9 protein-coding genes and 2 pseudogenes are annotated in these 9,225 nt (G+C 75.7%); 4 read left to right on the top strand and 7 right to left on the bottom strand.

Annotated elements, in window-relative coordinates:
- A partial coding sequence (locus VR45_RS09325) for an FtsX-like permease family protein (RefSeq protein WP_045939207.1) occupies positions 1-1,314 on the top strand: 1,314 nt, incomplete at its 5' end.
- A gap of 257 nt (positions 1,315-1,571) precedes the next feature.
- Positions 1,572-2,410 (top strand): annotated as a pseudogene (locus tag VR45_RS09320) (ABC transporter ATP-binding protein).
- Between the two features lie 61 nt (positions 2,411-2,471).
- On the opposite strand, the gene VR45_RS09315 reads toward VR45_RS09320, so the two are convergent.
- Positions 2,472-3,395 carry a squalene/phytoene synthase family protein gene (locus tag VR45_RS09315; RefSeq protein WP_045939206.1) on the bottom strand — a complete coding sequence of 308 codons (924 nt, stop codon included), beginning with the start codon at positions 3,393-3,395 and terminating at the stop codon, positions 2,472-2,474.
- Positions 3,396-3,540: 145 nt separating this feature from the next.
- Between VR45_RS09315 and VR45_RS09310 the strand changes: the two genes are divergently transcribed.
- Positions 3,541-4,116: an XRE family transcriptional regulator gene (locus VR45_RS09310; protein WP_045939205.1), complete on the top strand. Its 576-nt coding sequence runs from the start codon at positions 3,541-3,543 to the stop codon at positions 4,114-4,116.
- Between the two features lie 55 nt (positions 4,117-4,171).
- Here VR45_RS09310 and VR45_RS09305 read toward each other — a convergent pair whose 3' ends face one another.
- The 6 genes and pseudogenes from VR45_RS09305 to VR45_RS09285 all read right to left on the bottom strand — a co-directional run bounded on the left by VR45_RS09305 (position 4,172) and on the right by VR45_RS09285 (position 8,636).
- Positions 4,172-5,086, bottom strand: a complete 915-nt coding sequence (locus VR45_RS09305; protein ID WP_045939204.1) for a dihydrodipicolinate synthase family protein — start codon at positions 5,084-5,086, stop codon at positions 4,172-4,174.
- A gap of 1 nt (position 5,087) precedes the next feature.
- A complete protein-coding gene (locus VR45_RS09300; RefSeq protein WP_045939203.1) occupies positions 5,088-5,939 on the bottom strand; it encodes an aldolase in 852 nt (283 codons plus the stop codon).
- 179 nt (positions 5,940-6,118) lie between these two features.
- Positions 6,119-6,304, bottom strand: coding sequence for a hypothetical protein (locus VR45_RS09295; RefSeq protein ID WP_045939202.1), 186 nt, complete (start codon positions 6,302-6,304; stop codon positions 6,119-6,121).
- A gap of 149 nt (positions 6,305-6,453) precedes the next feature.
- Complete coding sequence (locus tag VR45_RS50000) at positions 6,454-7,881, bottom strand: AMP-binding protein (RefSeq protein WP_286163151.1); 1,428 nt, start codon at positions 7,879-7,881, stop codon at positions 6,454-6,456.
- A pseudogene (locus tag VR45_RS50510) lies at positions 7,841-8,020 on the bottom strand (AMP-binding protein); the annotation flags it as partial. The pseudogene VR45_RS50510 and the gene VR45_RS50000, both read right to left, overlap by 41 nt.
- Positions 8,021-8,282: 262 nt before the next feature.
- The gene (locus tag VR45_RS09285; RefSeq protein ID WP_045939201.1) at positions 8,283-8,636 is read right to left on the bottom strand and encodes a hypothetical protein; all 354 of its coding nucleotides are present in this window, start codon (positions 8,634-8,636) and stop codon (positions 8,283-8,285) included.
- Positions 8,637-8,761: 125 nt separating this feature from the next.
- Here VR45_RS09285 and VR45_RS09280 point away from each other — a divergent pair.
- Positions 8,762-9,225 (top strand): AAA family ATPase (locus VR45_RS09280; protein ID WP_159394154.1); only part of this gene is annotated, 464 nt, incomplete at its 3' end.

The following is a 9,225-nucleotide window of genomic DNA, read 5'->3' as shown; positions in this document are numbered from 1 at the left end:
CAGCCGCTGCTGCTCGGCGCGTTCGCCCGGGTGGCCACCCGGCGGCCCGGCGCCATCGGCTTCCTCGGCCTGGCCCGCGCCGCCCGGGGCAGCACCGAAGGGGCACGGCCCTCCGTCCTGCCCCTGATCGCCCTGCTGCTCGCCGTCACCACCGCGGGCTTCGGCTCCACCGTGCTCGGGGCCGTCGACACCGAGCGCACCCACGCCGCCCGGCTCACCGTCGGCGGCGACGCCTCGGTGGTGGTCCCGATCGGCGTCCCGGTGTCGGAGGGCTTCGCCGACGCGGCCGCCAAGCTGCCCGGGGTCCGCGCCTCCGCCCGGATCTGGGCCGACACCGAGGTGTTCGTCCTCGACGGCAACGGCTCCACCCGGGTCTTCGCGGTGGTCGCCGACCCGGTCGCGTACGCGGAGATCTCCCGCTCGCTCGGGCGGGGCGCCTTCGACGCGGCCGCGCTCTCCGGCGGCACCGGCGCGGCGGACGCCCCGGTGCCCGCCCTGGTCTCCACCGCGCTCGCCCGCAAGCTCGGCCCGGGAGCCACCCACCGCCTCCGGCTGCCCAACGGCGGGGAACTGCTCACCAGCACCGCCGGAACCGTCGACGGCACCCCGGCGCTCCAGGGCGACGACCGGCTGTTCGTCGTCCTGCCGGCCGGCCCGGCCGTCGCCCTGGCGCCCGAACTCGGCCGCTCCAACCTCTGGCTGGCCACCGGCCCGGTCGACCAGGACCGGCTGCGGAGCCTGGTGCGCGAGCAGATCGCCACCGGCGCCGAGCGGGCCACCGCCTTCCCCACCGCGGCCGGCGAGGACAACGGTGGTCTGCCCCCCGGCTACAGCGTGCGCACCAGCGCGGCGGTGAGCGCCGCCCTCGCCGCCGACCCGCTCCAGTCCGCCGCGGCCCGGCTGTTCTGGACCGCCGTCCTCGGGGCCGGCACGCTCGCCCTGCTGGCCGTCCTGCTCACCCTGGTCCGGGCCGCGCCCGAGCGCACCGCGCTGCTGGCCCGGCTGCGCACCATGGGCCTGCGGCCCCGGCAGGGCCTGACCCTGATCCTGATCGAGACGCTGCCGCAGACCCTGGTCGCGGCGGTCGGCGGCGGCCTGGTCGCGGTGGCCGCGGTCGCCCTGCTCGGGCCCGCCTTCGACCTGTCGATCCTGGTCGGCGCCAGCATCGCGCCCGGGCTGCCGGTCGCCGTCCCGCCGGTGCTGCTGCCGACGGTCGGCCTCGCCGCCCTCGTCTCCGCGGGCGTCGTCGCCGAGGCGCTGATCGCCGGCCGCCGCCAGATCGCCACCGAACTGCGGGCGGGGGACCAGCGATGACCCTCCCGCCCCAACCCGCGTCCGGACCCGATCCCGGGCCCTGTCCCGATCCCGGACCCGCGTCCGGCCGCGGCCGGGTCACCCCCGGAACGCCGACCACACCCACGACGACGAGGCCCCGAGCCGACGAGAGGAGCACCGCGGTGAACGGCAGCGCCCAGGACCAGAAGACCGCCCCGGCCCCCACCTTCCAGGAACTCCAGGAGCGCGCCCGCGTCGCCGCGGCCGGCCCGGCGGCGCACAGCGCGGACGCGGCCATCGTCTGCGACCGGCTGGTCCGCATCTTCAGCGCCCAGGGCGTCGAGGTGCAGGCCCTCCAGGGGCTCGAACTGACCATCCGGCAGGGCGACCTGGTCGCCCTGGTCGGCGCCTCCGGCAGCGGCAAGTCCACCCTGCTGACCATCCTGGCCGGGCTGGACGTGCCGACCGCCGGCACCGCCACCGTGGCCGGCTGCGACCTGCTGGAGATGGCCCCCCGGGAACGGCTGCGCTACCGCCGCGAGGTGGTCGGCTTCATCTGGCAGCAGACCGCCCGCAACCTGCTGCCGTTCCTCACCGCCGCCGAGAACATCGCCCTGCCGATGCAGCTGCGCGGCGGCCGGTCGTCGCGTGCCGGCTCCCGGCAGCAGGCGGCCCGGGTCGCCGAGCTGATGGAGGCGCTGGAGATCGGCGAACTCGCCCGCCGGCGCCCGACCGAGATGTCCGGCGGCCAGCAGCAGCGCTGCTCGCCGACGAGCCCACCGGGGAGCTCGACTCGGAGACCGGGGCGAGCATCTTCGAGGCCTTCCGCACCGTCAACCGCGAACTCGGCGCCACCGTGGTGATCGTCACCCACGACCCGATGGTGGCCGGGGAGGTCCGACGCACGGTCGCCATCCGCGACGGCCGCACCAGCAGCGAGGTGCTCCGCCGCACCCTCACCGACGAGCACGGCGAGGAGTCGGTCAACGAGACCGAGTACGTGATGCTGGACCGCACCGGCCGGGTCCAGCTCCCGGCCAAGTTCCTGGAGGCGCTGGGCATGGAGCACCGGGTCGCGGTCGAGCTGGCCCCCGACCACATCGCCGTCCGCCCGGACGACCTGGAGGGCCACTGAGGGGCCTGAGAGCCACTGAGGGTCCTGGGAGCGGCGGAACGGTTCCGCCGCGGCCGGAGCGTCAGCGGCGGTCCTGACGGGCGGCCCGGCGGAACCGGAGGTACTCCCGGGCGAGCAGGCGCAGCGCGGCGGGCTTGGCGGGGCTCGCGGAGCGGTGCAGCAGCGCGCCGAGGTCGGCGCGCGCCGCCGCCCCGGTGAGCTGCTCCACCCCGACGATGCAGCGGACCATCGGCCGGTGGACGGCCGGGACCAGCCCGATCACGGTCCGGGCCTCGGCCAGGGTGCGGTCCGCCTCGTCCAGCAGGCCGCCGAGCAGCTCCCGGACCGCCGGCCGGTCGCGGGCCTGTTCCAGATCGGCGCGGGTGACCCCGTGCCGCTCCAGCCGGTCCCGGGGGACGGTCAGCCGGCCCTCCGCGAGGTCCTCGGCGAGGTCGTTGACGAAGTCGAGCCGCTGGCTGCCGTCGATGAAGGTCCGGCACGCGGCGCGGTAGGCCGACTGGTCGCCGGCCGGGCCGAGCAGCGCGGCGACGACCATGAAGCCCGGCAGCGAGTACCCGTCCACGTAGCGCTGGTAGTCCTCCTCGGTGTCGAACCCGGTGAAGTCGAGATCCGCCTCCGCCGCGGCGAGGTGGTCCAGGACCCGGTCGCGCAGCTCGGGATGGGCGGCCGCGCTGTGCAGCAGCGGCCGCAGCTCGGGGTCGTCCGTCCGGCCCTCGGCGAGGCCGCGGGTCACCTCCCGCTGCCAGCGGTCGGCGGCCGCCCGCCGTTCCGCGAGCGGGCCGCTGTCGAGCAGCGTGTCGGTCCGGTGCATGAACGCGGCCGCCGCGATCACGTGCGGGACGGTCCGCTCCGGCAGCAGCAGGCCGGCCGCCACCGCGACCTCGCGCCGGTATCGGGTCACCTGCTGCCGCTGCCGCCCGTAGTCGGCCCGCAGCCCGGGCTCCCGCACCCCGGCCGCGTCCAGCGCCCGTTCCCACCTGCCCACTCGGCTCACCCGTCCCTCTGCTCGGAAGGACCGAGCCTATGGCGTGTCCTTCGGAACCCGGGGCGCGGGCCCGTCCGGGGCGACCGGGCCCGGGTGGGATACTGGACCGGTCCATTCCGCGGCGGCAGGTGGTGAGGGGCGGCACATGAGCAGCCGGGTGCGGGTGCTGAGGAAGCAGAACCGGCTCAGCCTGGAGGCGCTGGCGGAGCGGGTCGGGGTGACCAAGAGCTATCTCTCCAAGGTGGAACGCGGCCTCAGCGACCCGTCGATCTCCACCGCGCTCAAGCTCGCGCACGCGCTGAACGTCGATGTCGGCCGGCTGTTCTCGGACGAGGTGGAGCCCGAACTGATCACCGTGGTCCGGGCCGACGAGCGGACCCCGATGGGTGCCGGGACGGGCCCGGGGGACACGCGTTACGAGGGCATCGCGACCGGACTGACCGACAAGCGGATGGTGCCGTTCATGATGCACCCGCCGACGGAGCCCGCCGACCCGCCGTTCAAGTCCCACGCCGGGGAGGAGTACCTCTTCGTCCACGAGGGCACCGCCGAGCTGGAGTTCCCGGAGCGCACCGTCGCTCTGGGGCCGGGCGACAGCGTGTACTTCAACTCCGCCCTGCCGCACCGCTGCCGCTCCACCGGCGCCCGGCCCGCCGCGGTCCTCGTGGTCATTCACGACGAGCCGTCCGGTCCGGCCGACCACGTCCCGACCCTGCCCTGACCCACCGGCCCCGGCGCCGCCGCGGTGCCACCGGGGCCGGTGCGCTCCCGGCGCCTCAGCCCGCGGCGGCGAGCAGCTCCGCGAGACGGGCGGTCCCGGCCGGGTCCAGGGGCAGCAGCGGTCGGCGCGGGCCGCCGACGTCCAGACCGAGCAGGGCCAGACCGGCCTTCACCGTGGTGGGCAGGCCGCCGCCCAGGATGAACTCCAGTACCGGGAGCTGGCGTTGGAAGACATCCAGGGCGAGGTCCCACTCACCGGCCCGGACGGCGCGGTGGAGCTCCAGGACCGGGCCGGGGATCAGGCAGGGCGCTGCGGTGCACCACCCCGCCGCGCCGGCCGAGAAGGCCGCCAGCGCGAGCGGGTTGCTGCCGTTGTAGAACGGCAGGGCACCGTCCGTGAGTTGGGCGAGCCGGTGCATCCGCCGCACATCGCCGCTGCTCTCCTTCACCATGGTGATGTTCTCCACCCGCCGGACCAGCGAGACCATCAGCTCGGGGGAGAGGTCGACCCCGCTGGTGGCCGGGTTGTTGTAGAGCATCACCGGGACGGTGACCGCGTCCGCCACGGCCGTGAAGTGGCCGGCCACTTCGCGCTCGTCGAGCTTCCAGTACGCCTGCGGCAGCACCATGACGGCGTCCGCGCCCGCCCGTTCGGCGAACCGGGCGCGCTGGACCGCGCCCCGGGTGGTCAGGTCGGCGACACCGACCACGGCGGGCACCCGGCCGGCGACCGCGGCGAGCGCCGCCTCGGCGGCGGTGTGCCACTCCTGGTCGTCCAGGTAGGCGCTCTCGCCGGTGGAGCCGAGCGGGGCGATCGCGTGGCAGCCGGCGTCGATCAGCCGGTCCACCAGGGCGGTGAGGGCGTCGGTGTCCACGCCGCCCTCGCCGCGGCCGTCCACACCGCCCTCCCCGCCCGGGGCGAACGGGGTGACCGGGTAGGCGATGATCCCCTCCAGTGCGAGTCCGGCCATCTCAGGCACCGCCCTCGGGAGTCGTGCGGACGATGGCGCCGTTCGTCGTGCTGCTCTTGACCGTGCCGCCGCTGATCGCGTCGCCGTGGCCGGCCCGCAGGGCGCGCCGGGCGTAGTAGGCGAAGTTGGCCTGGCTGCGCTTGGCGGTGGAGGTCCAGTCGTGAGCCTCCCTGGCGAGCGGCGCGGGTATCTCCTGGATCCGGCCAGCCGCCGAGGCCAGCAACTGGAGCCGGGCGGCCCGTTCGAAGAGCACGGCGAGGGTGCAGGACTCCTCCACGCCGCCCGTGGCGACCAGCATGCCGTGGTGGGCGAGCAGCAGGGCCCGCTTGTCGCCGAGGGCGGCGGTGATGATCTCGCCCTCCTCGTTGCCGACCGGGATGCCGGGCCAGGTCTCCAGGAAGGCGCAGTCCTCGTACAGCGGGGTGAGGTCCATGTGCGAGACGACCAGGGGCGTCTCCAGCATCGACAGGGCGGAGAGGTGCAGCGGGTGGGTGTGGATGATGCAGGTGACGTCGGGGCGGGCCCGGTAGACCCAACTGTGGAAGCGGTTGGCGGGGTTGGCCATGCCCTCGCCCTCCAGGACCTCGAGGTCCTCGTCGACCAGGAGGAGGTTGTCCTCGGTGATCTCGTCGAAGCCGAGGCCGAGCCGCTGGGTGTAGTAGGTGCCCGGTTGTTCGGCGCGGGCGGTGATCTGGCCGGCCAGGCCGGAGTCGTGGCCGGCATCGAAGAGGATCCGGCAGGTGAGGGCCAGTTTCTGGCGGGTGGTCCAGTCGTTGTCGGGGATCGCGGTGCGCATCCTGCGGTGCGCGAGGTCGACCAGGTCCGCCTTGGCGGTGGTCAGGGTCTCGGCCATGGCCGGGGTGCTCCTTCGTTCGGGGGCGTGCCGCAGCGGCGCGCGGCGGCCTGGTGTCGTGTGCCGGGCAGGCCCGGCAGGACACCGTGTTCACCATAGGACACATCGTGTCCTTGCGTCGACGGTGATGCCTACGGTGACCCCATGGTCGGAGCGGAGCGGGTCGGGTCGCCCGACCGTCAGCTCCCGCCGCCCATGCGGCGGATCAGCCCGGAGCGTTCGGCCTCCGAGCGCAGATCGCTGCCGGGCGCGCCCCGGTCGATGCGGTCGCCCCGGCCGGCGGCCGTGCAGAGGGCGAAGACGAGCAGGGCGCTCGCCGCCGCGGCGAGGATGCCGAGGGCGGTGAGGACGCGGAGCCAGGTCACGGGAGATGCCTCCAGGGGACGGCGCGAGAGGGTGCCGCCGGGGATATCGGCAGACCGGCCGACGAGGTCGAGCGTCCACGGGCGGTTCCACCTGCCGGCCGCCCGCGCGCACGGTCGTGCACGCGGGCGGCCGAAGCACGTTCAGCGCGCTACGCCGGGCCGTGCGCCCCCGTTGCCGCCGTCTCCGGTGCAGTGGCTGCAGTGGGCGGAGTGGGGGCAGTGGCCGCAGCGGGTGCCGTGGGGTCGGCCGGGTCCGGCACCAGGGACCGGAGCGCGCCCAGGTCCGGCTTGCCGGTCCCGGACAGCGGGATGTCCGGCAGTACCAGGATCGTCGCCGGTTCGCACAGCGGCCCGCCCCGCTCCCGCACCCACCGGCGCAGCTCCGCCACCGTCACCCCGCTGCCGGGGGCCACTGTCACGGCGGCGTGCGCGTGCTGGAGCCGGTCCCGGTCGGTGGTGGTGAACATGACCGCCTCGCGCACCGCCGGGTGCGTCAGCAGCGGCCCCTCGACTTCCCGGGGGAAGACGTTGTGCGCGTCGACAATCGCCACCGGATCGTGCCGCCCGGCCACCGTCAGATACCCCGCGCCGTCCAGCGCGCCCAGATCGCCGGTGTCCAGCCAGCCGTCCCGGAGTACCCTCGCGGTCGACCCGGGGTCGCGCCAGTAGCCCTGCATCGCGGTCGGCGTGCGCACCCAGATCCGCCCGACGCCGCCGGTCGGCAGCGGACGGCCGTGTTCGTCCAGGATCCGCACTTCGGTGTCGGGGAGCGGCCGCCCGGCCGTGGTCAGCAGCCGGGGGTCGAGGTGCTCGTCCGGGGTGAGGCGGGTCACCGGGCCGCACTCGGTGAGGCTGTAGGTCTGGTGCAGCACCCGGCCCAGCCGGCGGGTGGCCTCGGCCAGCCGCTCCGGTGCCGCCGGGCAACCGGTGTAGGTGACGCGGCGCAGGCTGCCGGTGTCGGTCCGGGCCAGCGCGGGGTGGTCGAGCACCCGGTACAGCAGGTGCGGCGGAAGGTAGACCCGGGTCACCCGGTACCGTTCGATCGCCGCCAGGACCTCCGCCGCCGCGAAGCCGTCCTGCAGCACCACCGTGCCGCCCGCCGCCAGGGCCAGGTCGGCCGTCGCCCCGCCGCCGTGGCAGAGCGCCGTGCAGAGCAGGAACACCGACCCGGCGACCAGCTCCGGGCGGGGCGGCCGGGCGAAGCGGCGCAGCACCCCCTTCGGCCGCCCGGTCGAGCCGCCGGTGAACCGGATCGCCATCACGTCCTGCGGCCGGAACCGGGGCGCCACCGGTGCGGGCGACAGCGGTTCCGCCAGTGCCGTCAGGTCCGTGCCGAGCGGGCCGGGGCCGAGGGCCAGCAGCCGGGCCGAGGGCAGCGCGGCCGCGATCCCGGCGGCCGCCGCGCCGCACCCCTCCGGGTCGAACACGAAGGCGTCGGTCCCCGCCGACCCGGCCAGCGCGATCAGCTCCGCGACCGGCCGGTCGGCGGGGAGCATCGCCACCCGGCAGCCGATCAGATTGGCGGCCGAGCCGCACCAGGAGCGCCTCCGGCCGGTTCCCGGCCAGCAGGGTGACACCGTCGCCGCGCCCCAGCCCGGTGGAGCGCAGGCCCCGGGCGAGCCGGTGCACCCCGGCGAGGCACTCGGCGGCCGTCAGGGACCGCGCCCCGTGCCGCAGCGCGACCCGCCCCGGATCACGTGCCAGCCCCGCCAGCACCTGCCCGGTGTGCGTCGCGTCCGCCGTCCCGGCATCCGCCCCACCCGCCCCGGCCCGCAGCGTCTCCGTCACGTAGAGCCCTCCACCCGTCCCGGCGACCGAAAATCTGACGGTGCATCATGAACGGCGACCACCATAGGACCTGGGGTCGCGGGCGCCGCCATCGGGCTGGGCCGTTCGGGCGGCTCACCGGGGTCGGGCGGGTCGCCGGGGTCGCCGGGGTCGCCGGGGTCGGGCGGGGCGATCGGGGTGTCCGCGGCGGTCAGACGTCCGCGGCGGCGGACCGCGCGCGCAGCTCGGCCAGGGAGAGGACCTGGTACCGGTCGTCCTGTTCGGTCATCACGAACAACTGGAAGGCCTCCGGTTCGGTCCAGGTGAGCTCGCCGACGATGCGGAGGAAGTCGTCCAGCGGCAGGTGGTTGAACGCCGCGCCGTAGCAGGCCGGCGGATTCTTGGTGCCGCCCCAGGCCTCGGCGCGCGCGCCGAGGTCGCGCAGCGCCCAGCGCCCCGGCAGGTCGGGGCCGAGCAGATCGAGGCGGGCGTTCAGTTCGGCGACGGCGTCGGTGTCGTCGGCCCAGCAGCCGGGGCTGAGCATCACGACGGTGATATTGGACATCCGGTCATGTTCCTCCGGAGCGCACCGGACCGGCAACGGGGACCAGGGGCCGGGAACCGTGGCGGGAGCGGGCGGCGTGGATTGTTATCGTTCCAGGTCGGGCACGGACGGGACGGGTGAGCAGCATGGACGGGTCGGCCATCGTGGGCGGAGCGAGGGCGGTCGCGCCGGGCGCGGGCCGGACGGCGGAGGCGGTGATGGAACCGCGGGGACCGGTGGACCTGCGAGGCGTGGCCGGCGAGCCGTTCGCCGTGCACTACCCGGCCGACGCGGTCGTGGTCGTCTCCGGGCTGCCCGGCAGCGGCAAGAGCACCCTGCTGCGGCGCTGGTCCGCCCGCGCGCCGCAGGCCGTGACCGTCGACCCGCGCGCCGTGCACGAGGCCTGCGCCGCCGTCATGCCGGACCGCCTGCCGTACGCGGTCTACCGCCCCTGGGCCCGGCTGGAGCACTTCCGGCTGCTGCGCCGCTCGCTGCGCCGGGGCGGGCCGCTGCTGGTGCACGACTGCGGCAGCCGGGCGTGGATGCGTCGCTGGCTGGCCCGCGAGGCCGCCCGGCAGGGACGGGAGCTGCACCTCGTCCTGCTCGACGT

It is taken from the genome of Streptomyces sp. NRRL S-495, assembly GCF_000966955.1.
GTDB classification, from domain to species: domain Bacteria; phylum Actinomycetota; class Actinomycetes; order Streptomycetales; family Streptomycetaceae; genus Kitasatospora; species Kitasatospora purpeofusca.
This window is presented reverse-complemented; position numbering and strand designations above follow the sequence as displayed.

Coding starts and splice junctions, on each gene's coding strand:
- VR45_RS09310 (WP_045939205.1), top strand. CDS start 3,541: ATGAGCAGCCGGGTGCGGGTGCTGAGGAAGCAGAACCGGCTCAGCCTG.
- VR45_RS09305 (WP_045939204.1), bottom strand. CDS start 5,086: ATGGCCGGACTCGCACTGGAGGGGATCATCGCCTACCCGGTCACCCCG.
- VR45_RS09300 (WP_045939203.1), bottom strand. CDS start 5,939: ATGGCCGAGACCCTGACCACCGCCAAGGCGGACCTGGTCGACCTCGCG.
- VR45_RS09285 (WP_045939201.1), bottom strand. CDS start 8,636: ATGTCCAATATCACCGTCGTGATGCTCAGCCCCGGCTGCTGGGCCGAC.